We start from the raw sequence: 25,958 nt of genomic DNA, 5'->3' as shown, positions 1-25,958 counted from the left end.
TACTTTTTGTAAGTAAGCAACATAACTTATAGCGTTTTGTGATGATCATCGGAATTCGCTATGTAAGAAGTGAAAAAAAACTACAAAAAGTGCTTTCTGGGCTCATGAAAAAAGAGTAGAGTAATTCGCGTAGGGTACAGAGGTAAGATGTTCTATCTTTCAGACCTTTTACTTCACGTAATCGGATTTGGCTGAATATTTAGCCGCCCCAGTCAGTAATGACTGGGGCGTTTTTTATTGCGCGAAAGAAAATAAAAAGCGCGGAGAGTTCCGCGCTTATCAGGGTCATTTGCCAGTCAGGATTATTCCCCGCCGGTCTCTTCTTCTTGCTCTTCCTGCGGCGCAATTTCGCTGTACCAGGTATCGAGTTTCTTACGTAATAAATCTACGCCAATTTTCTTCAATGAAGAAAATGCTTCTACCTGAATATCGCCATTAAAGGCCTGAACGGCTTCGCGCACCGTATTCAGCTGCGCTTTACGCGCGCCGCTGGCCAGTTTGTCGGCTTTGGTCAGCAGAACTAAGATTTCAATATTGCTGTCGACAGCCCATTCGATCATCTGCTTATCAAGGTCTTTCAGAGGATGGCGAATATCCATCAGCACGACTAACCCTTTCAGGCAAAGGCGTTTTTCCAGGTACTCACCCAGAGCACGTTGCCATTTAAGCTTCATCTCTTCCGGTACTTCGGCGTAACCGTAACCCGGTAAGTCGACTACGCGTTTGCCTTCAGTGACTTCAAACAGGTTGATGAGCTGCGTACGGCCCGGCGTTTTGGATGTACGTGCCAGGCCTTTCTGGTTAGTCAGGGTATTCAGAGCGCTCGATTTACCTGCATTGGAGCGACCGGCAAATGCCACTTCAATCCCGGTGTCGGACGGCAAGTGGCGAATATCAGGCGCACTGAGAATAAAATGCGTCTGTTGATAGTTCAGGGTAGTCAAAGGATCGTCTCCATAAAATCGGGCTATGGCGGGGAGTATACCTGAACAATGGCAAAAGGCGGTGTTTGTCGAATAGCGGGCTGTGAGTATTACCCCTTCTCTTTGTAGGATATTTGCCATCATTACTATGCGAACTTTCAGAGAAGTTGCAGGCGTTATTTTTATGGATTCTAATTAAATCAATTTGTTAGCTTTTAGTATTATTCCGAAATGACATTTTCATGCCCGATAGCGCCTTGAGTGTTAAGGATAAAACGGTAAAGTACTTCCCATCAGGCGAGGATGCCGAATAAGGATAAGAACTCAGGACGAGGGTCAGGAGCGCCAGGAGGCGAAGACGAAGGAATTGCCAGGAGGCAAACGTCTGGAGACGTCGGAAAAGGATCAGGAAGACGACATGGAGTGTTCTGCGCCAAGGGAAAAACAGGGTGAGTTGGTGGCAAACAGGGATTGTCAGACCCGTAATGGGTTGTGAGTCAGGAAAAAAGGCGACAGATTACTCTGTCGCCTTTTTTCTTTGTCTGCTTTCTGCTAGATTCCGGCTCAATTCTATACTGTAGTAAACAACGTAAAGAAACCCATCATCATGAAAAAACCAACATCCGCACCGCGTAGCACAGCACCTGGTAAAGCCCGTCGCAAGACGCGTGAAGAGCTTGATCAGGAAGCGCGTGACCGTAAACGCACCAAAAAGCACCGTGGTCACACAGCAGGTAGCCGCGCGAGTGGCGGTGAGGCTGGCACTGGTGGCAAGAAACAGAGCCAACAGAAAGATCCACGTATTGGCAGTAAAACTCCGATTCAGCTGGGCGCTGTCGAGCGTCCGGTAACCCGGCAGCAAAAACCGAAGAGCGAGAAACCTATGCTTTCACCGCAGGCCGAGCTGGATTTACTGGAAAATGACGAGCGCCTGGACGCGCTGCTGGAACGTCTCGAGAAGGGCGAAGCCCTGAGCGGCGAAGAACAAACCTGGGTTGACGCAAAACTCGACCGCATCGATGCACTGATGCAGGAACTGGGTCTGTCTTACGACGACGATGAAGACGAAGAAGAAGACGAAGGCAAAGAAGACATGATGCGTCTGCTGAAAGGCGGAAACTAACGTTTGCACCCCTTCGGGCTGCCGGTCCTGCTTATAACCCTTCTGGTTATGTGTTATCTGGGGTGGTTATTCGTTAAACTACGACGGTTGTCGCGGCGTCAGCATTGGCTGCGCAACCGGCAGAGTGCCCGAATGATGGGCCAGCCGGCACGCCGTCGTCGTTCGCGAGACCACCGGAAGGAGTAAGCATGTCTGAGCAGTTAATCGACTGGGATTTGGCCCTAATCCAGAAGTACAACTATTCCGGGCCACGTTATACCTCATACCCCACCGCGCTGGAGTTTTCCGAGGCGTTCGGCGAAACCGACTTTCAGCAGGCGGTTGCCCGTTATCCTGAACGCCCGCTGTCGCTGTACGTTCACATCCCGTTCTGCCATAAGCTCTGCTACTTCTGCGGCTGCAATAAGATTGTGACCCGCCAACAGCATAAAGCCGATCAGTACCTCGATGCGCTGGAACAGGAAATTGTCCACCGTGCGCCGCTGTTTGCCGGCCGTAAGGTAAGCCAGCTGCACTGGGGCGGCGGAACGCCAACCTATCTGAACAAAGCGCAAATCAGCCGCCTGATGCAGCTTCTGCGTGAGCATTTTGATTTTCTTGCGGATGCCGAGATTTCCATTGAAGTCGACCCGCGTGAAATCGAACTGGACGTGCTGGATCATCTGCGCGGAGAAGGTTTTAACCGCCTGAGCATGGGCGTGCAGGACTTCAACAAAGAGGTTCAGCGGCTGGTAAACCGTGAGCAGGACGAAGAGTTTATCTTTGCGCTGCTGAACCGCGCCCGCGAGATTGGCTTCACGTCGACCAATATCGACCTGATCTACGGCCTGCCGAAGCAAACGCCGGAGAGTTTTGCCTTTACCCTTAAGCGGGTTGCAGAGCTGAACCCGGACCGTCTGAGCGTGTTTAACTACGCGCACATGCCGACGCTGTTCGCGGCACAGCGTAAAATCAAAGACGAAGATTTACCGTCGGCTCAGCAAAAGCTCGATATTCTGCAGGAAACCATCACGTCGCTGACCGAAACGGGTTATCAGTTTATCGGCATGGACCATTTTGCGCGCCCGGGTGATGAACTGGCGATTGCTCAGCGTGAAGGCGTGCTGCACCGCAATTTCCAGGGCTACACCACGCAAGGTGACAGCGATTTGTTAGGCCTCGGCGTTTCAGCCATCAGCATGATTGGCGACAGCTACGCGCAGAACCAGAAAGAGCTGAAGCGTTATTATCAGCAGGTGGACGAAAGCGGGAACGCGCTGTGGCGCGGCATTGCGCTCACTCAGGATGACTGCATTCGCCGCGATGTGATCAAGGCGTTGATTTGTAACTTCCGCCTTGATTTTGCCGAGGTCGAGACGCAGTGGGCGCTGGATTTCCAGCAATACTTTGCAGAAGATTTAACGCTGCTGGCGCCGCTGGCGAAAGATGGGCTGGTGGACGTGAATGCGCAAGGTATTCAGGTGACGGCGAAAGGACGGTTGCTGATCCGCAACATCTGCATGTGTTTCGATACCTATCTGCGCCAGAAAGCGCGGATGCAGCAGTTCTCACGCGTGATATAAAAAACGGGCCATTCGGCCCGTTTCACTTTCAATAATCTGACGTGGGCTATTATTCCATTCCCAACTCTTTCAGCTTACGGGTCAGGGTATTTCGACCCCAGCCGAGCAAGCGCGCGGCTTCCTGTTTATGCCCCTGAGTATGACGCAGGGCGGTAGTCAGCAGCGTACGCTCCATTTCCGGTTGCGCTTCAGAGAGCAGGTTTTGATGACCGGAACGCAGCGCGCGATCAGCCCACTGCGCCAGCAGCGTTGCCCAGCTGTCAGGCAGAGAGTGAGAAGGGCTGTCCGGCACGGAGCTTTCAAACAGCTCTGCGGGCAGATCCTGAATCAGCACTTCCTGACCGGCGGCCATCACCGTCAGCCAGCGGCAGGTATTTTCCAGCTGGCGTACGTTCCCCGGCCATGCGAGGCGCGTTAATGCGGCTTCGGTTTCGGCATGAAGCTGTTTGGCTTCAACGCCCAGTTCACGGGCCGCGTCCTGCAAGAAATGACGCGCCAGGCGAGGAATGTCTTCCCGGCGTTCGCGCAGCGGTGGCAGATGCACCCGGATGACGTTCAGGCGGTGGAATAAATCCTCACGGAATTTACCTTCCTGCACGCGCAGCTCCAGGTTCTGGTGGGTTGCTGCGATGATGCGAACATCCACTTTCACCGGCGCATAGCCACCCACGCGATAAAACTGCCCGTCAGCCAGCACGCGCAACAAACGGGTCTGCACATCCAGCGGCATATCGCCGATTTCATCTAAAAATAGTGTCCCGCCGTCGGCCTGTTCAAAGCGGCCCTGACGAATGGTATTCGCCCCGGTAAACGCGCCTTTTTCGTGGCCAAACAGTTCAGACTCAATCAAATCTTTAGGGATTGCTGCCATGTTCAGCGCGATGAAAGGGGATTTCGCGCGCGGGCTATGGCGATGCAGGGCATGAGCAACCAGCTCTTTACCGGTCCCGGATTCACCGTTGATCAGCACGCTGATAGACGAACGGGAAAGGCGACCGATGATGCGGAACACGTCCTGCATCGCAGGCGCTTCGCCAATAATGTCCGTTGTCGGCCCGTTGACCTGCACGTTGCGCGGCTGCTGCTGTTCCTGATAGTGACTGATTGCACGTTCGACCAGCGCGACCGCTTCGTCGATATCAAACGGCTTCGGCAAATAGTCGAAAGCCCCTTGCTGGTAGGCGCTCACGGCCGCATCCAGATCGGAATGGGCTGTCATTATGATGACCGGTAGCATCGGATGGCGCTGTTTAATCTGTTTGAGCAACGCCAGCCCGTCCATACCCGGCATTCGGATATCAGACAGCAGTACGTCCGGCGTTTTGCTGGCCAGCGCGTCAAGCACTTCGCTACCACTTTCAAATGTGGTGCAGGTTAATCCTGCCCCGGTGAGCGCACGTTCAAGCACCCAACGGATGGAACTATCGTCATCAACGATCCAGACTATCCCTCGTTGCATAAAATGCACCTCTATTTCCGAATGGGCAGGTAAACCGAAAATTCTGTATGGCCCGGCCAACTGTTGAACTCAATTTTACCGGAGTGTTGATCGATCAAGCTTCGGGCAATGGATAAGCCCAGACCAGTGCCGCCTTCGCGCCCACTGACCATCGGATAAAACAGCGTATCCTGCAGGTGAGAGGGGATGCCCGGCCCGTTGTCTTCGACGTCAATACGGGCGGTAAGACGGTAGCGCACGCCATGGAGCGTTAACTGGAACGCGGTACGGGTCCGGAGAATAATTTCGCCGCCTTCCGGGCCCAGCGCCTGTAAGGCATTGCGCACGATATTCAGTAAAACTTGCTCTATCTGGTCGGGATCGTGCGGCAACTCCGGCAAACTTGGATCGTAATCGCGCGTTAAACGCACGTTATCCGGAAGCTCCATCGACACCAGTTTCACTACACGCTCAGCCACTTTGTGAATGCTTTCAGTGACATGCATCCCTGGATGCTGTGGACCCAGTAGCCTGTCCACCAGATTGCGCAGGCGATCGGCCTGCTCAATGATAACTTTGGTATATTCCAACAGTGACGGATCGGGCAGCGCTTTACTCAAAAGCTGAGCCGCGCCTCGCAGGCCGCCAAGCGGGTTCTTGATTTCATGGGCCAGACCGCGCACCAAATCGCGTGCAGCGACCTGCTGAGCGTGCTGTAGCTGTTCCTGACTCAGACGACGCTGGTTATCCATCGGCGCCATTTCGAGCAGGATGAGGCCGTCAGGCAGCCGCTGAGCGGTCAACGACAAAATGTGCGAGCGACCATCAATGACCAGCGTCACTTCGTTGTCCGTGAAGCCCTGTCCCGCCAGCAGACTTTCCTGCATCAGCTCAATGTTCAGCGAAAAATAACTTAATAGTTCCGGCAGCGGTGTACCGAATAATTTACGCGAACTCTGGGCGAGCAACTGCTGCGCTGCCGGGTTGGCGTAATGAACCGCCAGCTCGTCATCGACCAGTAAAATACTGTTGATTAAAGAATTGAGGATCTGCCCAGCATCGGGCAGCACGCCTGTTGCCATCCGGCAGTCTCCTGAAAGGTGTGCACCAATTTAGTGCATTATAGCGGTTTTCTACCGCAAAGCGCCTGATATCAGACTGTTGCTGGAGAAAAAAGCCCATCCGAAGATGGGCCAAAAGTTCCACGGCAACAAAAAACCTCTACGACTTTCTTACCGCAGCTGTGTTGGCTGCGGCAAGAAGTCCGCTGAGTATTATTTTCTTAAACGCTGTAGTACAGCTCGAACTCTACCGGATGCGGAGTCATGCGAACGCGGTCGTTTTCTTCAACGCGCAGCGCGATGTAAGCATCGATCGCTTCGTCAGTGAATACGCCGCCCGCAGTCAGGAACTCGCGGTCTTCGTTCAGGCAGTTCAGTGCTTCTTCCAGAGAACCTGCAACCTGTGGGATCTCTTTTGCTTCTTCTGGTGGCAGGTCATACAGGTTTTTGTCCATTGCTTCGCCTGGGTGGATCTTGTTCTTGATACCGTCAAGACCAGCCATCAGCAGCGCTGCGAAGCACAGGTACGGGTTAGCAGCCGGGTCCGGGAAGCGCACTTCGATACGACGTGCTTTCGGAGACGCAACCACTGGGATACGGATAGAGGCAGAACGGTTACGGGCAGAGTAAGCCAGCATAACCGGTGCTTCGTAACCCGGGACCAGACGCTTGTAGGAGTTGGTGGTTGGGTTCGCCAGGGCGTTGATCGCTTTAGCGTGTTTGATTACGCCACCGATGTAGAACAGCGCCTGCTCGGACAGACCTGCATATTTATCGCCAGAGAACAGGTTGGTGCCGTTCTTGGACAGGGACATGTGGCAGTGCATACCGGAACCGTTATCACCGAACATTGGTTTTGGCATGAAGGTCGCGGTTTTACCGAAACGGTGCGCAACGTTGTGAACCACATATTTGTAGATCTGAATTTCGTCCGCTTTTTTGGTCATGGTGTTGAAGCGGGTTGCCACTTCGTTCTGACCCGCAGTTGCCACTTCGTGGTGGTGAGCTTCAACAACCAGGCCCATTTCTTCCATCACCAGACACATGGTAGAACGCAGGTCCTGAGCGGAATCAACTGGTGGAACCGGGAAGTAACCGCCTTTAACCGCTGGACGGTGGCCTTTGTTGCCGCCTTCGTATTTGGTGCCGGTGTTCCATGCGCCTTCGATATCGTCGATAGCCACGTGAGAACCGGAGATGGAGCTACCGAAACGCACGTCGTCGAACAGGAAGAACTCTGGCTCTGGCCCGAACAGAACGGTGTCTGCGATGCCGGTGGAGCGCAGGTATTCTTCAGCACGTTTAGCGATGGAGCGCGGGTCACGGTCGTAGCCCTGCAGGGTGCCTGGCTCAAGGATGTCACAACGAATGATTAGAGTAGACTCTTCGAAGAACGGGTCCATAACAGCAGTGGAAGCGTCTGGCATCAGAACCATGTCAGATTCGTTGATACCTTTCCAGCCACCGATAGAGGAGCCGTCAAACATTTTGCCTTCTTCGAAGAACTCGGCATTTACCTGATGAGCAGGAATGGTGACGTGCTGTTCTTTACCTTTGGTATCGGTGAAGCGCAGATCAACAAATTTCACTTCATGCTCGTTCAGCATCGTCAAAACGTGTTCAGCGGACATACTTAAACTCTCCCGGATTTGTCAGTGTCGTCGTGGTAACGAACTATTCTTGGCACTGCTTAATGTGGCGTTGTTGCCTTGAAAAAGATAAAGCGAAATCTGTGCCAACTTTTAAATACACCCCAAAAGGCGTTATGATGCGCACCATAGTGCAAAAGGGCTGCACCACGGTGGATATCTTGCACCAAAATAGTGCTCATGTGTGAAATTCGGGCACTGTTTTGGTGCAATTTGCGTAATTCAGCCCTTTTTACTCTTCGTGAAAGCGATCACACGACAACTCTGCGATACTTGTTTGCAGAGGATGTTTGTGATCCTGTTTAGTCCTGCGATTAATCCGTGTACAATAACGCGCTATTTCTAATGCCTGAGGCAAAGTTGTGATCGAAAATCTGCGTAACATCGCCATCATCGCGCACGTCGACCATGGTAAAACTACCCTGGTTGATAAGCTGCTGCAGCAATCTGGTACTTTCAGTAACGAACGTGCTGAAGCCACCGAACGCGTGATGGACTCCAATGATTTGGAGAAAGAGCGTGGGATTACCATCCTCGCTAAAAACACCGCTATCAAATGGAATGACTACCGTATCAACATCGTTGATACCCCGGGGCACGCCGACTTCGGTGGTGAAGTTGAACGTGTAATGTCCATGGTAGACTCCGTTCTGCTGGTCGTTGACGCAATGGATGGCCCAATGCCGCAGACGCGCTTCGTAACCAAAAAGGCATTCGCCCATGGTTTGAAGCCGATCGTGGTTATCAACAAAGTTGACCGTCCTGGCGCACGTCCTGACTGGGTTGTTGATCAGGTCTTCGACCTGTTCGTAAACCTGGATGCGAGTGATGAACAGCTCGACTTCCCAATCATCTATGCATCTGCACTGATGGGTATTGCGGGTAACGATCACACTGATATGGCGGAAGACATGACCCCGCTGTACCAGGCGATTGTTGACCACGTTAAAGCACCAAACGTTGACCTTGATGGCCCGCTGCAGATGCAAATCTCCCAGCTGGACTACAACAGCTACGTGGGTGTTATCGGCATCGGCCGCATCAAACGCGGTAAAGTGAAGCCGAACCAGCAAGTCACTATCATCGATAGCGAAGGCAAAACCCGTAACGGTAAAGTCGGTAAAGTCCTGGGCCACCTCGGTCTGGAACGTATCGAATCTACTGAAGCGGAAGCTGGCGACATCATCGCAATCACCGGTCTGGGCGAACTGAACATCTCTGACACCATCTGCGACGTGCAGGCGGTAGAAGCGCTGCCAGCGCTGTCCGTTGATGAACCGACCGTAACCATGTTCTTCAACGTCAACACCTCTCCGTTCTGTGGTAAAGAAGGTAAGTACGTGACTTCACGTCAGATCCTCGACCGCCTGAACAAAGAGCTGGTGCACAACGTAGCACTGCGTGTTGAAGAAACCGAAGATGCGGATGCATTCCGTGTATCCGGTCGTGGTGAACTGCACCTGTCCGTACTTATCGAAAACATGCGTCGTGAAGGCTTCGAACTGGCTGTGTCCCGTCCGAAAGTTATCAACCGTATGATCGATGGCCGTATGCAAGAGCCGTTCGAAAACGTCACGCTGGATATCGAAGAAACTCACCAGGGTTCTGTAATGCAGGCTATGGGTGAGCGTAAGGGCGATGTTAAAGACATGATCCCTGACGGCAAAGGCCGTATTCGTCTGGATTACCTGATCCCAGCACGTGGCCTGATCGGCTTCCGTACTGAGTTCATGACCATGACTTCCGGTACCGGTCTGCTGTACTCCACCTTCAGCCACTACGACGACGTTCGTCCGGGCGAAATCGGCCAGCGTAACAACGGCGTGCTGATCTCCAACGGCCAGGGTAAAGCAGTCGCGTTTGCGCTGTTCAGCCTGCAGGACCGCGGTAAGCTGTTCCTGGGTCACGGTGCAGAAGTTTACGAAGGCCAGATCATCGGTATTCACAGTCGTTCTAACGACCTGACTGTAAACTGCCTGACCGGTAAGAAACTGACCAACATGCGTGCGTCCGGTACTGACGAAGCGACGACTCTGGTTCCTGCACAGAAGATGTCTCTGGAACAGGCTCTTGAGTTCATCGATGACGACGAACTGGTAGAAGTCACACCGACTTCTGTCCGTATCCGTAAACGTCACTTGACCGAGAACGACCGTAAACGTGCTGGCCGTGGGCCAAAAGAAGCGTAATTAACGCCTTCTGCATGTAAAAAAGCCGCTGAATATCAGCGGCTTTTTTTATGATTTCAACAGTCAGCACAAACTGACATTACCCGCTTTTAACGCAAAGTGCTTTCTCGCGCCTTTTCTAACCTCGCAGTTTTCCAGTCCTAAACATTATCTCTGTAGTCAAACCAGCCCTTTCCCGCTACAGTTATTTTTCCATGACACAAAAGGAGAGGATCATGCTCTATATCTTTGATTTAGGTAATGTGATTGTCGACATAGACTTCAACCGCGTGTTCGGGGCGTGGAGTGATTTCAGCCGCGTGCCGCTGGCAACGCTGAAGCAGAATTTCGTCATGGGCGAGGCTTTTCATCAGCACGAGCGCGGTGAAATAACAGATGAAGCGTTCGCGCAAGCGCTGTGCCATGAAATGGATCTGTCGCTGAGCTACGAGCAGTTTGCTCACGGCTGGCAGGCCATTTTTGTCGGCCTGCGCCCGGACGTCATTGCCATCATGCATAAACTGCGCGAGCAGGGCCATCGCGTGGTCGTGCTGTCTAACACCAACCGTCTGCATACGACCTTCTGGCCGGATGAATTCCCTGAAGTGCGCGCCGCGGCTGATCATATCTATCTTTCGCAAGAAATGGGTATGCGTAAACCGGAAGCGCGAATTTATCAGCGGGTGCTGGAAACGGAAGGTTTTTCCGCCGACGATACGGTCTTTTTCGACGATAACACCGATAATATTGAAGGCGCTAACCAACTGGGGATCACCAGCATTTTGGTGACCGGAAAAGAGACCATCCCCGGGTATTTTGCGAAACAGTTATGTTAAAAAACGTTCATCAAAAAGTCTCCCGTCACGCCGGGCCGCTGGTTGCCTGGCTGAAATTACTTTGGCGACGCATTGATGAAGACAACATGACGACGCTGGCCGGTAACCTGGCCTATGTGTCGTTACTCTCTTTAGTGCCGCTGATCGCTGTCATCTTTGCCCTTTTCGCGGCATTTCCGATGTTTTCCGACGTCAGCATCACGCTGCGCCATTTTGTCTTCGCCAACTTTTTGCCCGCGACTGGCGATGTTATCCAGCGCTATATCGAACAGTTTGTGGCTAACTCCAGCAAAATGACGGCGGTGGGTGCCTGCGGGCTTGTCGTCACCGCGCTGTTGTTGATGTATGCCATTGATAGCGCGCTGAATACCATCTGGCGCAGTAAGCGCGTACGGCCAAAAATCTACTCTTTCGCCGTCTACTGGATGATATTGACCCTCGGACCGCTGCTGGCCGGTGCGAGTCTGGTCATCAGTTCTTATTTGCTGTCATTGCGCTGGGCGAGCGAGCTCAACGGCGTCATCGATAACGGTCTGCGCATCTTTCCGTTGCTGCTCTCCTGGATCTCCTTCTGGATGCTTTACAGCATCGTGCCGACCACGCGGGTGCTAAATCGCGATGCGGTTCTCGGTGCGCTGGTGGCGGCGGCGCTATTTGAGCTCGGGAAAAAAGGCTTCGCCCTTTACATCACCACGTTCCCTTCTTATCAGCTGATTTATGGCGTGTTATCGGTGATCCCGATTTTGTTTGTGTGGGTCTACTGGACGTGGTGCATCGTCTTGCTTGGCGCTGAAATAACTGTCACTCTCGGGGAATATCGAAAACTAAAAATCGCTGCATTCCAACAAGAAGACGAACAACCATGATTGCATTAATTCAGCGCGTAACCCGTGCCAGCGTTACCGTGGAGGGCGAGGTAACGGGTGAAATTGGTCAGGGACTTTTGGTGTTATTGGGTGTCGAAAGGGAAGATGACGAGCAGAAAGCGAATCGCCTGTGCGAACGCGTTCTGGGCTACCGAATTTTTAGCGATGCCGACGGCAAAATGAATCTGAACGTGCAGCAAGCGGGCGGCAGCGTGCTGGTGGTGTCGCAATTTACACTGGCGGCGGATACCGAACGCGGTATGCGTCCGGGCTTTTCCCGCGGTGCGGCACCGGATCGCGCTGAAGCACTCTATGAATATTTTGTTGAGCGTTGCCGCCAGCAAGAGATGCCCACTCAGACCGGGCGTTTTGCTGCGGATATGCAGGTTTCCCTTGTTAACGACGGCCCCGTGACCTTCTGGTTACAGGTATGAGCCTCCAGGCAGGTTGGGCACGGGCCGCAAAAGAGAGTTCCGCTATGTATCACCTTCGAGTACCGCAAACGGAAGAAGAATTAGCGTGTTATTACCAGTTCCGCTGGGAAATGCTGCGCAAGCCGCTGCATCAGCCGCAGGGCTCTGAGCGTGATGCCTGGGACGCCATGGCGCATCATCAAATGGTGGTGGACGAAGCGGGCAAGCTGGTGGCGGTGGGCCGCCTGTATATTAATGGCGATAACGAAGCCTCAATTCGCTTCATGGCGGTCGATCCGGCGGTGCAGGATAAAGGTCTCGGTACGTTGATGGCGATGACGCTGGAGTCCGTTGCGCGTCAGGAAGGCGTTAAACGTGTCACCTGTAGCGCCCGTGAAGACGCCGTGGAATTCTTCGCCAAGCTGGGTTTTTTGAACCAGGGCGAAATCACTACGCCGCAGACGACGCCAGTACGACATTTTTTGATGATCAAACCGGTGGCGACGCTCGATGACATTTTGCATCGCGGCGACTGGTGCGGTCAGTTACAGCAGGCGTGGTATGAACACATTCCGCTGAGCGAGAAAATGGGTGTACGCATTCAGCAGTACACCGGGAAAAAATTCATCACCACTATGCCGGAGATCGGCAATCAGAACCCGCACAATACCCTGTTTGCTGGCAGCCTTTTCTCGCTCGCAACGCTGACCGGCTGGGGGTTGATCTGGCTTATGCTGCGCGAGCGCCATCTCGGCGGCACCATTATTCTGGCCGATGCGCATATTCGCTACAGCAGTCCAATCAGCGGCAAGCCAAGCGCGATAGCCGATCTCGGTTCGCTCAGTGGCGATCTCGACCGACTGGCTCGCGGCCGTAAAGCCCGGGTACAGCTACAGGTTGAGCTGTTCGGCGACGATACCTCGGGCGCGATTTTTGAAGGCATCTTTATGGTTCTGCCCGCCAAACCTTTCGGACCGCTGGAAGAGGGCGGCAACGAAGAGGAGTAATCAGAGGAGATGTAACTCAGGATTCATCTGTTGATGCAGTATGCGAATGATAAAGATCCCGTTGTCCGCATACTGATAGAAAATGGCATGTTGGCCGTGTTCATGGCGACGAACCCCTTCAATGAGGTTTGCGCAATCTCGACCCATCTGCGGATTGTTGGCAAGAAGAATGAGTAGGGAGTCCAGCTCTGCAGTATATTTGTCTGCTTGCTGCGGCCCAAATCGTCTCCAGGTATATTCATATACCGAACTAAAATCCTCTGCCGCCAAATTCGAGAGTTTATACATTTAAGCTGCGTTTTTTCCTTGCGGCAATTTCGTTCAATGTGTGCGGGCTTTCACCACTGCGTAAGCCTTCCTCCAGCGCGTCACGTAACTGTCCGTTACGTAATTCCTGTTCTTCAAGCAAACGCAATGCAGAGCGAACCACTTCACTGGTTGAGCCATAGCGCCCGCTTTCAATCATCTCATTGATAAAGCGGTCAAGCTGTTCACCGATGGTAATACTGGTTGTTCTGGGCATTTTTCATCTCTGTGTGTTATCTATCAACACAAGATAGCATCGTCGGGTAAAAAGGCGAACAACCTTACAAAGCAATACGGCGGGCCACATCCTGTACCACTCGACGAGCCGATTCACTGATCCCTGCCAACTGAAAGAAGCCATGGATTACGCCGGTATACTCGACGCGAGAACAGTTAACACCTTGATTCTTAACGCGTCTATATAGCTCTTTTCCCTCATCGCACAGCGGGTCGTATTCGGCCGTAATGATGTGCACTGGTGGTAAGCCGCTAAAATCGTCACGCCATAACGGACTCGCTTCTGGATGTTCTCGTGGCAGGTCGGCCAGGTACAATTCATAGCCACTGGTCAACGTATCTCGAGTAATCACATAATCGTCACCGTTACGGATATAGCTCTCACAGCTCGCTGTGGCATCAAGCATGGGGTAAATCAGCAACAGTTGAGCGGGCAACCATTGCCCTGATGTTTTCAGGCGAAGGGCGGTTACCAAAGCCAAATGTCCGCCAGCGCTGTCACCAGCCAATGTGATTTGATCAGGTTGGACACCAAACAGGGAGGCGTTACGCCACACAATCTCGGCACCTTTTAGCGCATCGTCATGAGCTGCCGGGAAGGTGAATTCCGGCGCCAGGCGATATTCAACAGCAATCACATGGCAGTTGCCGTAGTACGCCAGTTGACGCAGTTGTTTCTCATGAGTGGCAACACCGCCGCTGATAAAACAGCCGCCGTGGTAGTAAACGACCGCAGGAAGTGAGCCGCTGGATTGCAAGGGTGAAGCGACCCAAAAACGAATGCCTTCGTGTTCAAAAGAACGCGTCTGGACTCGTGTTTCCATTTCCCCAGCCAGCACCGTGCTGGCAACGTATCCGGCTCTGCGCTCTTCTATGTTCTGCGTTCTGGTTGAGGGCCTTCCTGCCGCAATGAAGTCGTTAACCAACTCCGCAATACCTGCTTCCAGTGCCATTTCGCTATCCATTTTGCTGTATGTATGTCCAGTTTATAACCTGGGAAAGACTGTTTGAAAACCGCCATTTTTAGCCATGTCCGTATTCTGGAAAGCTGCTCGCAAAACACGCGGGGTTCATCGCTTACTGTGGGTTGTCTTATGAGCGAAAGATGCGGGTGGAATGGAGGAATAGAGAGGTAATCCAGTAAACCGGGCACATTCGCACCCGGTCATCAGAGCAGGAATTACTCCCCCTCGCCCGGGAACAGGAACGGGTTGATGGAACTGCGGGCAAAGCCCTCTTGCTCCATGCGCGCGTCCAGCACCAGTGAGGCGAGGTCATCGGCCACAGGCTCGACGTTAGGATCTTTTTCCTGATACAGGATTTTGAGGTAGGTTCCGCAGTCACCACAGCTTTCGGCTTTGACAGAAGCCTGCTCGTTATCCAGCGACCAGTAGTGTAAATCGCGGCTCTGCTCGCAGTTGCTGCACTTCACGCGCACCACGTGCCACTCGGATTCACACAGGTTGCAGTGCAGATAGCGCAGCCCTTGGGTGGTACCAATTTGCACCACGCTCGACACTGGCATTGAACCGCACACCGGGCAGAACTGACGGTGTTCGCCGTATTCCGCACGGGCTTTCCCCGGAATAAGGCTCGCCATTTGCGCCCAGTAGAGAGACAGCGCCGCCCAGATGAACGGGGCTTTATCGCTGCTGACGGAGGAAAAGTCAGACGCGAACAGCGCCGATGCCATCTCTTCAAGCTCAGTGTCTGACGCTTTCTCGAGATTCTCGATAACCGCCAGCGCCGGGCCACTCATTTCAGGTTTCAGCTCGGCAATCATCGATTGCAGCAGCTTCTGCCAGTGCTTGTCACGCGGCAGCGTGCTGATATCCAGCGGCGGTTTGCCCTGATCTGCCGCTTCTTTGATGCGCGCGGTCAGGTCCATTTGCAGCGGATGGTCGTAAAGCACCACTTCCTGCGCGTGGGCTATCAGCGCCGCAAAGCGCAGGTAGTCGCCAAGCGGATTGTCCTGCGCCAGCTGCAGCAGACGTTCCGCTCTGCGGTGATAGAGGTTTTTCAGTCGCGGGAATAATAACGGCGGAATTGCTTCCGCCGTGCGTTTCTCGCTACTCCCCAGTTCATCTTGCGGGATTATGCGAATACTCATTCGGTCGATTTTTCCTCTTTCTGGCGGACTTCACGGTACCAGCGCGGGTGATGTTTTTTCGCCCATGTGCTGGTGACCCAGCCTTCCACCATCGCGGTAATGCTGCCTTTGACCCAAAGGGCCGCGTAGATATGCACCATAATAACCACAATTAACGCCACTGCGGCAAATGAATGCAGCATCAGCGCGATGCGGATAATCGGGATGGGGAAGGCAGGCGCGAAGTATGGTCGCCAGATAATCACGCCGCTCACCAGCAGCAGCACCAGGAAGATAATCGCCGCCCAGAAAACGCACTTTTGGCCGAAATTGTATCGTCCTGTGTCACCCACTTCCTCATTGACGACAATCTTACGGATATTCTTCGCCCAGAAGATATCGTCCCGATTGATGAGGTTGTGATGCCAGTAGCGGAAGAACATGATGATGAACGAAGCGAACATCACCACCCCGACGAACGGGTGCAGAATACGCGCCAGCTGCGGCGTGCCGAGAATGTGCATCAGCCAGTTGAAGGACGGGAAGAAAAAGCCCAGCCCGCTCACCGACGCCAGAATGAAGCAGAAGGCGGTGACCCAGTGGTTGATGCGTTCCGGCGCGGTGTAGCGCACGATGGTGTCACGACGTTTCATTTGCGCACCTCGTCTTTCTCTTCATGCAGATTGTCCTCTTCCTCATCGGCGCGGTTCGGACCGACCCCGACGTAGTGGAAGATGCTGGCCGCAAAGGTTGCAGCGAAGCCAACTGCCGCGAGCGGTTTCCAGATACCTTTCCAGAATTTAACGGTCTGGCTGATTTCCGGGTTCTCCGGCAGGCCGTGATACAGACCCGGTTTGTCGGCATGATGCAGGACGTACATCACGTGCGTACCGCCGACGCCCGCAGGGTCGTAAAGACCCGCGTTGTCATAACCGCGTGTTTTCAGCTCGGTGACGCGCTCGCCCGCCAGCACTTTCATATCCTCTTTAGAACCAAAGTGGATAGCGCCGGTTGGGCACGTTTTCACGCATGCGGGTTCCTGGCCCACGGTGACGCGGTCTACGCACAGCGTACATTTGTAGACGCGATTGTCTTCCGGGTTCAGGCGTGGCACATCAAACGGGCAACCTGCGATGCAGTAGCCACAGCCGATGCACTGCTCGGACTGGAAGTCGACGATGCCATTCGCATACTGAATGATAGCCCCTTCCGACGGACATGCCTTCAGACAGCCCGGATCGGCACAGTGCATGCAGCCATCCTTACGGATAAGCCATTCCAGTTTGTCGTTCTGTTCGACTTCCGAAAAGCGCATCACGGTCCATGATTTTGCGGTCAAATCCGCCGGGTTGTCGTACACCCCGACGTTGTGACCGATTTCATCACGGATATCGTTCCACTCCGAACAGGCCACCTGGCAGGCTTTGCAGCCGATACAGGTGGTCACGTCGATGAGCTTCGCCACTTCCTGTTGATGATCCCGCGCCTGAGGCGCGGGCGTGAAACCGTTAGTCGCGGAACGGCGAATAATATCTTGTGATTGATAAGCCATAAGTCGTCTCCGCTAGACCTTTTCCACGTTCACGAGGAAGGATTTAAACTCCGGCGTCTGGGTGTTGGCATCGCCAACAAACGGCGTCAGGGTATTCGCGATAAAGCCTTTCTTCGCGACGCCCTGATAACCCCAGTGGATCGGAATCCCGATGGTATCCACGTCTTTCCCGTCCACTTTCAGCGTGCGGATACGTTTGGTCACCACCGCCTTGGCTTTGATATAGCCGCGGTTGGAGGAAACCTTCACCGTATCGCCATGGCCGATGCCGAGCCTGTTCGCCAGCTTCTCACCAATCTCGATGAACTGTTCCGGCTGCGCGATAGCATTCAGCAACGCGTGCTTGGTCCAGTAGTGGAAGTGCTCGGTCAGACGATACGTGGTCCCAACGTACGGGAACTTATCGTGTTTACCCATCGCGTCCATATCGTCTTTGAACACGCGCGCGGCCGGGTTCGAAATGACGTTCGGGTGCAGTGGGTTGGTGCCGAGCGGCGTTTCAAACGGCTCGTAGTGTTCCGGGAACGGCCCTTCTGCCATCTTATCGAGGGCAAACAGGCGTCCCATTCCTTCCGGCTGCATGATGAACGGCCCAACGTCAGTTCCCGGTGCAGCAGTGCTGTAGTCCGGAATATCCGCGCCGCCCCATTTCGCGCCATCCCATTTGATCAGCTGACGCTTCGGATCCCACGGTTTACCCTGCGGGTCTGCGGAAGCACGGTTATACAGGATGCGGCGGTTCAGCGGCCACGCCCACGCCCAGCCGAGCGTATTGCCCAGGCCTGACGGGTCGGCGTTATCGCGACGCGCCATCTGGTTGCCATCCGGCGTCCAGCTGCCGGCGAAAATCCAGCAGCCGCTGGCAGTGGTACCGTCATCACGCAGCTGCGCAAACGAACTGAGCAGCTGGCCTTTCTTGACGATTACCGCGCCGGTGGCCGGGTCAGTAACGTCTGCCAGCGCTTTGCCGTTGCTTTCCATGGCCACTTCTTCCGAAGCGGGCTCGTCTGGTGTGGCGTAATTCCACGTCATATTGAGCACCGGCTCAGGCGCCGGGCCGCCATCTTTGGCGTACATTTCACGCATGCGCATGAAAATACCGGCCAGGATTTCGCCGTCTGTTTTGGCGATACCCGGGGCATCCGCGCCTTTCCAGTGCCATTGCAGCCAGCGGCCGGAGTTAACGATAGAACCGTTCTCTTCGGCGAAGCAGGTCGATGGCAGTCGGAACACTTCGGTCTGGATTTTTGACGGATCAACGTCGTTCTGCTCGCCGTGGTTCTGCCAGAAGGTCGACGTTTCAGTGTTCAGCGGGTCGATGGTGACGAGGAACTTCAGCTTCGACAGCGAGGCCACAATCTTGTTTTTGTTCGGGAACGACGCCACCGGGTTAAAGCCCTGGCAGAGATAGCCGTTCACCTGGCCTTTGGACATCATCTCGAAGTACTGCAGCACGTCGTAGCCTTTGTCCCACTTCGGCAGCCAGTCAAAGCCCCAGCTGTTTTCCGCTGTCGCTTTGTCGCCGTAGAAGGATTTCATCATCGAGACGAAGAACTTCGGATAGTTACCCCAGTAGTTCACCTGGCCTTCCAGCAGCGGTTTTGGCGTATTGGCGGTGAGGTAAGTTTGCAGGTCAGTCTGTTTTTCACTCGGTAGCGTCATGTAGCCCGGCAGGCTCTGTGACAGCAGGCCAAGGTCGGTCAGGCCCTGAATGTTGGAGTGACCGCGCAGGGCGTTCACGCCGCCACCTGCCATACCCATGTTACCGAGCAGCAGCTGGATCATCGCCATGGTGCGGATGTTTTGCGCGCCGACAGAGTGCTGCGTCCAGCCCAGGGCATACAGGAATGAGGCGGTTTTATCGTGGGCGCAGGTTTCGGCGATGTACTCGCAGACTTTCAGGAAGTCTGCCTTCGGCGTACCACAAATGTTCTCAACCATCTCCGGCGTGTAGCGGGAAACGTGCTCTTTCAGCAGGTTCCACACGCAGCGCGGGTGAGTCAGCGTGGTGTCGCGTTTGGCGTGGCCGTTTTCATCCAGCTCATAGTTCCAGCTGGTTTTATCGTACTTGCGTGCATCGGCGTCGTAACCCGAGAACAGACCGTCGTCGAACGCGTAATCTTCACGCACGATCAGGCTGGCGTTGGTGTACGCCTCGGTGTATTCGCGGTTAATTTTTTCGTTTTTCAGCAGGTACAGAATTACCCCGGACAGGAAGGTAATGTCCGTGCCAGAACGAATAGGCGTATAGAAATCGGCGACCGATGCCGTACGCGTAAAGCGCGGATCGATAACGATAAGTTTGGCGCCATTATGAATTTTGGCTTCCATCGCCCAGCGGAATCCTACTGGATGCGCTTCAGCGGCGTTACCGCCCATCACCACGACCAGGTTGGCGTTTTTAATATCCACCCAGTGGTTGGTCATCGCACCGCGACCAAATGTTGGAGCAAGACTTGCTACCGTTGGTCCGTGTCAGACGCGTGCCTGGTTGTCCACCGCGAGCATACCGAGCGCGCGGGTGAATTTCTGGGTTAAATAGCCGGTTTCGTTACTGGACGCAGACGCACACAGCATACCGGTGGAGAGCCAGCGGTTGACGGTGGTGCCTTCGGCGTTTTGTGCGATGAAGTTGGCGTCGCGATCGGCTTTCATTAGTTTGGCGATGCGATTGAACGCGTCGTCCCAGCTGATTTGCTGCCATTTATCGGAACCAGGTGCACGGTATTCAGGATATTTCAGACGGCTTTCGGAGTGGATGAAATCCACCAGACCCGCGCCTTTCGGGCAAAGCGCCCCACGGTTTACCGGATGATCCGGGTCGCCTTCGATATGGAAGATGGATGCTTTGGCGTTCTTTGCTCCGTCACCCAGGCTGTACATCAACAGCCCACAACCGACAGAACAATATGTGCAGGTATTACGGGTTTCACGGGTGCGCAGCAGTTTATACTGCCGCGTTTCCGCCAGCGCTACGCTTGGGGCAAACCCCAAAGCCGCTGCCGTTGTGCCTGCCATACCGCCAGCGCAGATCTTAAAGAACTGCCTTCTGCTGACCTGCATGGTCACTCCTTGTTTCGACATTGCTTCCCCGTCGCCACTCAATACCTAAACCGCTAAGGGGATGGATTGTTATTTACCTTTGCGGTCGTTGCCACAAAGGTTCAGAATTGGGGTAATCTCCCTCTTTCCCGGAGGGATATGCTTTCAGAATACCACAATGTGTGTACGTTTGTTCCAATCCGGTTAATGTAAAGTGAACGAAAAATCATCAGAACAGGTTGGTAATGTGAGTGATATCACTGGAATGCGTCAGGTGAATCTCTGGAAGCGCCAGGATTTACACCACACTCAGCTGGATGAGCTCGCGGAAGAGGTTCCCGTGGCGTTGGTCTACAACGGTATTTCGCATGTGGTGATGATGGCATCGCCGAAAGATCTGATGCTTTTTGCCATCGGTTTTTCTCTCTCCGAAGGGATTATTGCAAACCGATCGGAAATTTACGGAATGGAAGTGCTGAAGGTCTGCAATGGGCTCGAAGTACAGATTGAACTCTCCAGCCGCCGTTTTATGGCGCTCAAAGAACGCCGTCGCGCGCTGGCCGGGCGCACAGGCTGCGGCGTTTGCGGCGTGGAACAGCTCGACGATGTCGGCCGCCCGATTTCTCCGCTGCCGTTTACCCAGACATTTAGCCTCAAATATCTCGATCTTGCGCTCGAACACCTGAACGATGTCCAGCCGGTGGGCCGCCTGACGGGCTGTACTCACGCGGCCGCCTGGGTGACGCCCAACGGCACGCTGGTGGGCGGAATGGAAGACGTGGGTCGCCACGTGGCGCTGGATAAACTGCTGGGACGACGCGCGGGAGAAGGTGATGCGTGGCACCAGGGTGCGGTGCTGGTCTCCAGCCGGGCCAGCTATGAAATGGTGCAGAAAGCCGCGATGTGCGGCGTAGAAATCCTGTTCGCTGTCTCCGCCGCCACCACGCTGGCGGTCGAAGTGGCTGAGCGCTGCAACCTGACGCTGGTGGGCTTTTGCAAACCGGGCAGGGCGACGATTTATACCCATCCTCAGCGGCTTTTGGGTGCTTGATTGTTGATCAATAAATTTGAATGATGTAAGCAAAACCTTCCGCTATTCGTTGGGTGAATGTGAGGCTATTATTTATCACATCAAGGCACGGTGCCTTACCAACACAACTTAACGAAAGGGTTTACATCATGAAAAGCATCAAAACTTTTGTCGCAGTTATCGCTCTCGCAACATCATTCGGTTCTTTCGCAGCACAGACAGTTACCGCCACCTCTTCCACCATCGACGGTGCTGAAGCGAAAATCGCCGCACAGGCTCAGGAAGCAGGCGCATCTTCTTACACCATTACCCAGGCTTTCACCGGTAACCGTGTACACATGACCGCTGAATTAAATAAATAAGTCATAGCCACTGTTCCTGGCTCCTCATGAGCCCGGGACAGGTTTATTCCTGTAGCACCCGCAAAAACGCTTCCGCACTTTTTAATCCCGCAATTTTCCCCGGTAAATGCTTGTACAACGTTCTGGCCAAGTAGCTGAAAATTTTCAGTTCATGGCGAGCAGATGCGCTGGCGCAGGCGATCAACAGATGACTCACCGGCTCATGGTTGACGACAACAGGCCGGGAAAGCGTAATGAAATAGCCGCGAAATGACGTCTCTTTTTCACTCCAGCAATGGGGAATCGCCAGTTGGTTGACGATTAAATTCTCCCCTTCCTGTTCACGTTGGCAAATACGCCAGGCTTCCTCTTCGGTGAGATTTCCCTGCCTGACCAGGCGTTGGCTGACGCGCGTGCAAATCTCAAGCCAGGTGTCATTGGGCTGATTCTCCTCATGAAAACCCGCATCCACAGGGAATAGCTGATCCAGATTCTGGCGGATAAACACGGTGTCGAGGAAATCTTTAATCTGCCCGATACCCGCCGGAGTGATGATATTGCGGATATTCAGCACATTGCCGATGTTAGCGTTGAGTTCAAGATGGCTGTTATTGATGATGCAAACCGGCTGAATTTCGTCACGCAGGCCCATCATTCCAGACAGACTCCGGGCAATATGTACCCGACAGTTGGGCACATCGCGCTCGATAGCCAGCTTGTTAATGGTGGCGATGGCGTTTTGTTCAGTGAGCAAAATCACTGGCTGCCGCTCCGTTTGATGACGTTCCAGCGCGCAGGCGAAATACAGCCCAATCAGATCGCTGTCAGATACGATAATTCCCAGCCGTTCCCGTAGCAGGCCAATGAAGCGAATGCTCATATCGAACGCCACGGGCCACGCGGCTTTCAGGTTATTCATGCTGCTCTGACGGCTTTCCACCACCCACACCGGAGATGCGGCACAGCGCGTGACGTGTCCGGATAAATCCTCAATAAGCTGCGCGTCCTGCACGCCGCCAGGATGGTCGATCAACGCATCATCCAGCAGTTGTTGAATCATCTGCCGATCGACGCGAGCGGCCTGCAGTTGCAGGTCATCCAGCAGCGACAGCAGAATACCCATCATCTTCTGATTAAAATAAAAGCCCGCTGATTCAATGGATAACGCCACATCGTGCGCCACGTCGAACCGTGCCACGGCACGCAGCTGATTACGCATGGCCCACACCGCCAGCACCACGCTGACCACATAGTCGCGATGGATGGCAGGCCAGGCCTGAATCGCACTGATGGCGGCGGTCAATCGCTCGACGGCGGCATAGTTAAAGCCAGTGAGCGACGAAACGAACGGATCTTTTTTAAGCAGGTTTGCGAGGATCAGAATTTGCCGGGCTTCGGGCTCGTCGATGAAGTATCCGACGCCGGGTCGCCCGGCAATGGTGAAGACTTTTTCATAGCGCTGGCGCAGTTTCACCAGTTTATCGGCAATCAATGTTTCAGGAAGATCCAGCGCATCGGCCAGTTGAAGACGGGTGGTAAATCCGTTGAGCAACAGCAGCGCCAGCAGTTGGTCATCGTTGTCATGACGCTGGAGCAGCTGGAAATAGTGCTTTCGGTCGAGAATTTCCAGCTGCATGCCTGCGCTGCCCTGACTGGTTACCCGCGCGCGTCCGCTAAGGGTAAAATTCAGATAATCAATGTCCCGCGAAATGGTCCGCGCTGAAACCCCAGCGTGCTGCGCCAGTTCAGCAAGGGAACTGGGCTGATGTTCCAGTTTTTCCAAAAGGGAGAGCTGGCGGTCGTTAAGCATTCTGTGGTTACCTGAAATCCCGCAAAGCCGCCACGGTATCACCATTCAGCCGCTGTAAAAGCGTGCGCACTACGGTAAACAAGGTGTCGTAATCTTTATCGGAAATCATCCCGTTATTGGCGTGCAAATAGCGTGTCGGCAGACACAGCGCCAGAACCGGGCGGCCGCCCCCCATCACGTTATAGCGACCACCGTCGGTGGCACCGGTTTTCATGATGCAGAACTGCACGTCACTTTCGGTCTGGCTGGCGCACTCTTTCAGCAACGCGGTCAGTTTCTGATTCGGGAAATAGCGTTTATCGAACAGCATTGCCGCTGGGCCGTGCCCGAGTTTCAGCGGAAATTTCATGCTATCGATGCCCGGCACATCGCCCGCCACGGCGGTATCCAGTACAATGACCACGTCCGGTTTGATGTGCTCGGCTGAGGTCTGCGCCCCGCGAAGGCCAACTTCCTCTTCCACGCTCGCCACGCCGAATAGTGTGATGTCTGGATTATTGACCGCCTGGAACAGCTCCGCCATCAGCGCGCAGCCCGCACGGTTATCCAGCGCTTTTCCGACGATTTTATCGTCTCCCCAGTGGGCGAAATGCGCCTCCGGGCTGATGAAGTCGCCAATGCAAACGCCGCATTTTTCCACCTGTTCACGGCTGTTGGCGCCAATATCGATAAACATCTCATCGAAATCGACCGGCTGCTGCTTTTGCTTTTCGCTCAGCGCATGGGGCGCCACGGAGCCGATCACGCCGGGCACGTGTTTTCCGGCGCGGGTGCGAACAGTCACCCGATGATTGAGCATCGACTGGCTCCACCACCCGCCGATGGTGGCGAAGCGCAAAAAACCGTCATCGGTAATGTGGCTGACCATAAAGCCGACTTCGTCCATATGACCGACAATCGCGACTTTCGGTCCGCGGTTGCCTTTGCGAGCGATAAAACTGCCCAGGCCATCGAAGCTGATGTCATCCGCACAGCCTTCGAGCGTCGCCCGCAAAATATCGCGAACTTCCTGTTCATCACCGCTGACGGCGGTGGCATTGCAGAGTTGCTTAAGCAGTTCGTTGTTCATGCAGAGTGTCCTGTTTCGCCGTTTTGCGCTTTAGCCAAAGGCCTTTAAGCACAATAATCAATGTGATATTGAGTGCCAGGCCGCATGCCAGCACCAGATAAAACGACCCGACCGGCGACATCAGCCCGATCAGCGGATCAAACACACCAAGCCCCGGCGCCAGACGCTGAATGCCAAAGGCGATAACCAGCATGCCAGTGATGCCGCCGCTCAGGGTGTTGGCGGTGATCATCGGTAGCGGAGCGGCGAGCGCATACGGAATCGCCGGTTCGGTGGCGACGGTCGCGCCCACCACGATCGCACTGCTGGCCGCACTTTTTTCCTGTTGGGTGAACAACTTCGGCGCAATATAGGTAGCGATCCCGGCGGCCATTGGCGGCATCAGCGCCACCACGCCCACGATGGCGTACCAGTCGTAAATGTGTTTTTCCAGCAGCGAGAAACAGAAGAACCACGCGGTTTTGTTGATCGGGCCGCCCATATCAAACGCCAGCATCGCCCCGACCAGGAACGCCGCACCGAGCTTCATTGACGGCGGAATAGTATTGAGGAAATGCAGCAGGCCGCTCATTAAGTCGGACATAAACGGCCCGACGATGTAATAAGTCAGTACACCAAACAACAGCAGCGTGACGAACGGGATAAGCATCGAACCGAGTAAAGGTTGCAGGGCTTTGCCGAGGCGCACCTTGCGAAACCACAGCACGAAATAGCCGATGGCCAGACCCAGTACCACGGCGCCGAGGAAACCCGCGCCGGACTGCGTGCCGAGCAGGGCTTTGTCGTTCGCCAGATAGCACACCAAAAATGCTGGGGCGAAGGCCGGTTTATCGCCAATCGACGACGCGATGTACGCGCCCATAATGGGGATCATAAAGGTGAAGCCGAGATAGCCGATGGACTCGACCACCCAGGTAAACGACGGTGCGCCTTTGGCCATATCGGTATATGGCAGGCCCATTTGCACCAGCATATTGGCAATCGCCACCAGGATACCGCCGCCGATCACAAACGGCAGAGCGGCAGAAACGCCCGCCATTAAATGGCTCATCACGCTGCCCTGCGCCACGTCCTGTTTGCCCAGCTTCATGTTGCTGTCGGCGGTAAACGTCTGCGAATGGGCCGCTAATTGAGGGAAAATGGCATCGATATTTTTCAGTGCCTGGGATATAGGGATTTCGAAGACTTTTTTGCCGACGAAACGCAGCCGATCATCATTACTGATCCCGCGCCCGGTGGCGAGAATCACATAATCGGCGGCATCGATTTCCGCATCGCTCAGGCGGTTTTCAACCCCACTGGAGCCCTGCGTTTCCACCCGAATGGTGTGCCCGAGCTGACGGGCTTTTTGCTCCAGCGCTTCGGCCACCATATAGGTGTGCGCGATCCCCGCCGGGCAGTTGGTAATGGCAACAACGCGTAATGACGATTCCATA

Annotated in this window: 25 protein-coding genes; 11 read left to right on the top strand and 14 right to left on the bottom strand. The window is 54.3% G+C overall.

The window, feature by feature from the left end; all coding sequences use genetic code 11:
• Window positions 1-147 precede the first annotated feature (147 nt).
• The gene (gene spfP, locus A8O29_RS23045; RefSeq protein WP_071892919.1) at window positions 148-195 is read left to right on the top strand and encodes a small protein SpfP; all 48 of its coding nucleotides are present in this window, start codon (window positions 148-150) and stop codon (window positions 193-195) included.
• A 107-nt stretch (window positions 196-302) separates the two neighbouring features.
• Here the strand turns inward: spfP and yihA are convergent, their stop codons facing one another.
• On the bottom strand, window positions 303-944 hold the full coding sequence (gene yihA, locus A8O29_RS22300; RefSeq protein ID WP_110511908.1) for a ribosome biogenesis GTP-binding protein YihA/YsxC: 642 nt from the start codon (window positions 942-944) through the stop codon (window positions 303-305).
• A gap of 271 nt (window positions 945-1,215) precedes the next feature.
• Here yihA and A8O29_RS22905 point away from each other — a divergent pair, with 271 nt between their 5' ends.
• From A8O29_RS22905 to hemN, 3 genes are all read left to right on the top strand, one after another.
• Complete coding sequence (locus tag A8O29_RS22905) at window positions 1,216-1,419, top strand: hypothetical protein (RefSeq protein ID WP_308737012.1); 204 nt, start codon at window positions 1,216-1,218, stop codon at window positions 1,417-1,419.
• Window positions 1,420-1,530: 111 nt separating this feature from the next.
• Complete coding sequence (yihI, locus tag A8O29_RS22295) at window positions 1,531-2,046, top strand: Der GTPase-activating protein YihI (RefSeq protein ID WP_125353048.1); 516 nt, start codon at window positions 1,531-1,533, stop codon at window positions 2,044-2,046.
• 188 nt (window positions 2,047-2,234) lie between these two features.
• Window positions 2,235-3,608, top strand: a complete 1,374-nt coding sequence (gene hemN / locus A8O29_RS22290; RefSeq protein ID WP_125353050.1) for an oxygen-independent coproporphyrinogen III oxidase — start codon at window positions 2,235-2,237, stop codon at window positions 3,606-3,608.
• Window positions 3,609-3,657: 49 nt separating this feature from the next.
• On the opposite strand, the gene glnG is transcribed toward hemN, so the two are convergent.
• The 3 genes from glnG to glnA all read right to left on the bottom strand — a co-directional run bounded on the left by glnG (window position 3,658) and on the right by glnA (window position 7,738).
• Window positions 3,658-5,067, bottom strand: a complete 1,410-nt coding sequence (gene glnG / locus A8O29_RS22285; protein WP_110511903.1) for a nitrogen regulation protein NR(I) — start codon at window positions 5,065-5,067, stop codon at window positions 3,658-3,660.
• An 11-nt stretch (window positions 5,068-5,078) separates the two neighbouring features.
• On the bottom strand, window positions 5,079-6,128 hold the full coding sequence (gene glnL / locus A8O29_RS22280) for a nitrogen regulation protein NR(II) (protein ID WP_125353051.1): 1,050 nt from the start codon (window positions 6,126-6,128) through the stop codon (window positions 5,079-5,081).
• Window positions 6,129-6,328: 200 nt separating this feature from the next.
• Window positions 6,329-7,738 (bottom strand): glutamate--ammonia ligase, encoded by a 1,410-nt coding sequence (glnA, locus tag A8O29_RS22275; RefSeq protein WP_110511901.1) that lies wholly within the window; start codon window positions 7,736-7,738, stop codon window positions 6,329-6,331.
• 380 nt (window positions 7,739-8,118) lie between these two features.
• Between glnA and typA the strand changes: the two genes are divergently transcribed.
• The 5 genes from typA (at window position 8,119) to fabY (ending at window position 13,046) form a co-directional block, all read left to right on the top strand.
• On the top strand, window positions 8,119-9,945 hold the full coding sequence (gene typA / locus A8O29_RS22270; RefSeq protein WP_125353052.1) for a ribosome-dependent GTPase TypA: 1,827 nt from the start codon (window positions 8,119-8,121) through the stop codon (window positions 9,943-9,945).
• Between the two features lie 215 nt (window positions 9,946-10,160).
• On the top strand, window positions 10,161-10,760 hold the full coding sequence (gene yihX, locus A8O29_RS22265) for a glucose-1-phosphatase (protein WP_125353053.1): 600 nt from the start codon (window positions 10,161-10,163) through the stop codon (window positions 10,758-10,760).
• On the top strand, window positions 10,754-11,626 hold the full coding sequence (locus tag A8O29_RS22260; protein WP_125353054.1) for a virulence factor BrkB family protein: 873 nt from the start codon (window positions 10,754-10,756) through the stop codon (window positions 11,624-11,626). Before yihX ends, A8O29_RS22260 begins: the two co-directional genes overlap by 7 nt.
• The gene (gene dtd / locus A8O29_RS22255; protein ID WP_110511896.1) at window positions 11,623-12,060 is read left to right on the top strand and encodes a D-aminoacyl-tRNA deacylase; all 438 of its coding nucleotides are present in this window, start codon (window positions 11,623-11,625) and stop codon (window positions 12,058-12,060) included. Before A8O29_RS22260 ends, dtd begins: the two co-directional genes overlap by 4 nt.
• A 44-nt stretch (window positions 12,061-12,104) precedes the next feature.
• Window positions 12,105-13,046: a fatty acid biosynthesis protein FabY gene (fabY, locus tag A8O29_RS22250; RefSeq protein WP_159466029.1), complete on the top strand. Its 942-nt coding sequence runs from the start codon at window positions 12,105-12,107 to the stop codon at window positions 13,044-13,046.
• Here fabY and A8O29_RS22245 read toward each other — a convergent pair whose 3' ends face one another.
• From A8O29_RS22245 to fdnG, 7 genes are all read right to left on the bottom strand, one after another.
• Window positions 13,047-13,334 carry a type II toxin-antitoxin system RelE/ParE family toxin gene (locus A8O29_RS22245; protein WP_125353056.1) on the bottom strand — a complete coding sequence of 96 codons (288 nt, stop codon included), beginning with the start codon at window positions 13,332-13,334 and terminating at the stop codon, window positions 13,047-13,049. It abuts the gene before it with no gap.
• A complete protein-coding gene (locus A8O29_RS22240) occupies window positions 13,327-13,569 on the bottom strand; it encodes a type II toxin-antitoxin system ParD family antitoxin (protein ID WP_125353057.1) in 243 nt (80 codons plus the stop codon). The genes A8O29_RS22245 and A8O29_RS22240 overlap by 8 nt, the downstream gene beginning before the upstream one ends.
• A 64-nt stretch (window positions 13,570-13,633) precedes the next feature.
• Window positions 13,634-14,542 (bottom strand): alpha/beta hydrolase, encoded by a 909-nt coding sequence (locus A8O29_RS22235; protein ID WP_125353058.1) that lies wholly within the window; start codon window positions 14,540-14,542, stop codon window positions 13,634-13,636.
• 227 nt (window positions 14,543-14,769) lie between these two features.
• Window positions 14,770-15,699, bottom strand: a complete 930-nt coding sequence (gene fdhE / locus A8O29_RS22230) for a formate dehydrogenase accessory protein FdhE (protein WP_125353060.1) — start codon at window positions 15,697-15,699, stop codon at window positions 14,770-14,772.
• Window positions 15,696-16,331: a formate dehydrogenase cytochrome b556 subunit gene (fdoI, locus tag A8O29_RS22225; RefSeq protein ID WP_125353062.1), complete on the bottom strand. Its 636-nt coding sequence runs from the start codon at window positions 16,329-16,331 to the stop codon at window positions 15,696-15,698. Before fdoI ends, fdhE begins: the two co-directional genes overlap by 4 nt.
• Entirely contained in the window at window positions 16,328-17,230 is a 903-nt protein-coding gene (fdxH, locus tag A8O29_RS22220) for a formate dehydrogenase subunit beta (RefSeq protein WP_110511892.1), read from the bottom strand. The genes fdoI and fdxH overlap by 4 nt, the downstream gene beginning before the upstream one ends.
• A 12-nt stretch (window positions 17,231-17,242) precedes the next feature.
• Window positions 17,243-20,293, bottom strand: coding sequence for a formate dehydrogenase-N subunit alpha (fdnG, locus tag A8O29_RS22215; RefSeq protein WP_125353102.1), 3,051 nt, complete (start codon window positions 20,291-20,293; stop codon window positions 17,243-17,245).
• Window positions 20,294-20,537: 244 nt separating this feature from the next.
• Between fdnG and fdhD the strand changes: the two genes are divergently transcribed.
• On the top strand, window positions 20,538-21,323 hold the full coding sequence (gene fdhD / locus A8O29_RS22210; RefSeq protein WP_338055842.1) for a formate dehydrogenase accessory sulfurtransferase FdhD: 786 nt from the start codon (window positions 20,538-20,540) through the stop codon (window positions 21,321-21,323).
• 128 nt (window positions 21,324-21,451) lie between these two features.
• Complete coding sequence (locus tag A8O29_RS22205) at window positions 21,452-21,664, top strand: YdgH/BhsA/McbA family protein (RefSeq protein WP_110511886.1); 213 nt, start codon at window positions 21,452-21,454, stop codon at window positions 21,662-21,664.
• 43 nt (window positions 21,665-21,707) lie between these two features.
• On the opposite strand, the gene A8O29_RS22200 is transcribed toward A8O29_RS22205, so the two are convergent.
• From A8O29_RS22200 to A8O29_RS22190, 3 genes are read right to left on the bottom strand one after another with little or no spacing between them, the layout of a single operon-like run.
• On the bottom strand, window positions 21,708-23,453 hold the full coding sequence (locus A8O29_RS22200; protein WP_125353066.1) for a putative frv operon regulatory protein: 1,746 nt from the start codon (window positions 23,451-23,453) through the stop codon (window positions 21,708-21,710).
• Between the two features lie 7 nt (window positions 23,454-23,460).
• Complete coding sequence (locus tag A8O29_RS22195) at window positions 23,461-24,522, bottom strand: aminopeptidase (protein ID WP_125353067.1); 1,062 nt, start codon at window positions 24,520-24,522, stop codon at window positions 23,461-23,463.
• The gene (locus A8O29_RS22190; RefSeq protein ID WP_125353069.1) at window positions 24,503-25,957 is read right to left on the bottom strand and encodes a PTS fructose-like transporter subunit IIBC; all 1,455 of its coding nucleotides are present in this window, start codon (window positions 25,955-25,957) and stop codon (window positions 24,503-24,505) included. Before A8O29_RS22190 ends, A8O29_RS22195 begins: the two co-directional genes overlap by 20 nt.
• Between the last annotated feature and the right edge of the window lies 1 nt (window position 25,958).

The organism is Scandinavium goeteborgense (assembly GCF_003935895.2).
In the GTDB taxonomy this organism is placed as follows: Bacteria; Pseudomonadota; Gammaproteobacteria; order Enterobacterales; family Enterobacteriaceae; genus Scandinavium; species Scandinavium goeteborgense.
This window is presented reverse-complemented; position numbering and strand designations above follow the sequence as displayed.

Bases quoted from the DNA above. Each gene is read 5' to 3' on its own strand.
- yihI (WP_125353048.1), top strand. From the start codon at position 1,531: ATGAAAAAACCAACATCCGCACCGCGTAGCACAGCACCTGGTAAAGCC.
- hemN (WP_125353050.1), top strand. From the start codon at position 2,235: ATGTCTGAGCAGTTAATCGACTGGGATTTGGCCCTAATCCAGAAGTAC.
- glnG (WP_110511903.1), bottom strand. From the start codon at position 5,067: ATGCAACGAGGGATAGTCTGGATCGTTGATGACGATAGTTCCATCCGT.
- glnL (WP_125353051.1), bottom strand. From the start codon at position 6,128: ATGGCAACAGGCGTGCTGCCCGATGCTGGGCAGATCCTCAATTCTTTA.
- glnA (WP_110511901.1), bottom strand. From the start codon at position 7,738: ATGTCCGCTGAACACGTTTTGACGATGCTGAACGAGCATGAAGTGAAA.
- yihX (WP_125353053.1), top strand. From the start codon at position 10,161: ATGCTCTATATCTTTGATTTAGGTAATGTGATTGTCGACATAGACTTC.
- A8O29_RS22260 (WP_125353054.1), top strand. From the start codon at position 10,754: ATGTTAAAAAACGTTCATCAAAAAGTCTCCCGTCACGCCGGGCCGCTG.
- dtd (WP_110511896.1), top strand. From the start codon at position 11,623: ATGATTGCATTAATTCAGCGCGTAACCCGTGCCAGCGTTACCGTGGAG.
- fabY (WP_159466029.1), top strand. From the start codon at position 12,105: ATGTATCACCTTCGAGTACCGCAAACGGAAGAAGAATTAGCGTGTTAT.
- A8O29_RS22245 (WP_125353056.1), bottom strand. From the start codon at position 13,334: ATGTATAAACTCTCGAATTTGGCGGCAGAGGATTTTAGTTCGGTATAT.
- A8O29_RS22240 (WP_125353057.1), bottom strand. From the start codon at position 13,569: ATGCCCAGAACAACCAGTATTACCATCGGTGAACAGCTTGACCGCTTT.
- A8O29_RS22235 (WP_125353058.1), bottom strand. From the start codon at position 14,542: ATGGCACTGGAAGCAGGTATTGCGGAGTTGGTTAACGACTTCATTGCG.
- fdhE (WP_125353060.1), bottom strand. From the start codon at position 15,699: ATGAGTATTCGCATAATCCCGCAAGATGAACTGGGGAGTAGCGAGAAA.
- fdoI (WP_125353062.1), bottom strand. From the start codon at position 16,331: ATGAAACGTCGTGACACCATCGTGCGCTACACCGCGCCGGAACGCATC.
- fdxH (WP_110511892.1), bottom strand. From the start codon at position 17,230: ATGGCTTATCAATCACAAGATATTATTCGCCGTTCCGCGACTAACGGT.
- fdhD (WP_338055842.1), top strand. From the start codon at position 20,538: ATGCGTCAGGTGAATCTCTGGAAGCGCCAGGATTTACACCACACTCAG.
- A8O29_RS22205 (WP_110511886.1), top strand. From the start codon at position 21,452: ATGAAAAGCATCAAAACTTTTGTCGCAGTTATCGCTCTCGCAACATCA.
- A8O29_RS22200 (WP_125353066.1), bottom strand. From the start codon at position 23,453: ATGCTTAACGACCGCCAGCTCTCCCTTTTGGAAAAACTGGAACATCAG.
- A8O29_RS22195 (WP_125353067.1), bottom strand. From the start codon at position 24,522: ATGAACAACGAACTGCTTAAGCAACTCTGCAATGCCACCGCCGTCAGC.
- A8O29_RS22190 (WP_125353069.1), bottom strand. From the start codon at position 25,957: ATGGAATCGTCATTACGCGTTGTTGCCATTACCAACTGCCCGGCGGGG.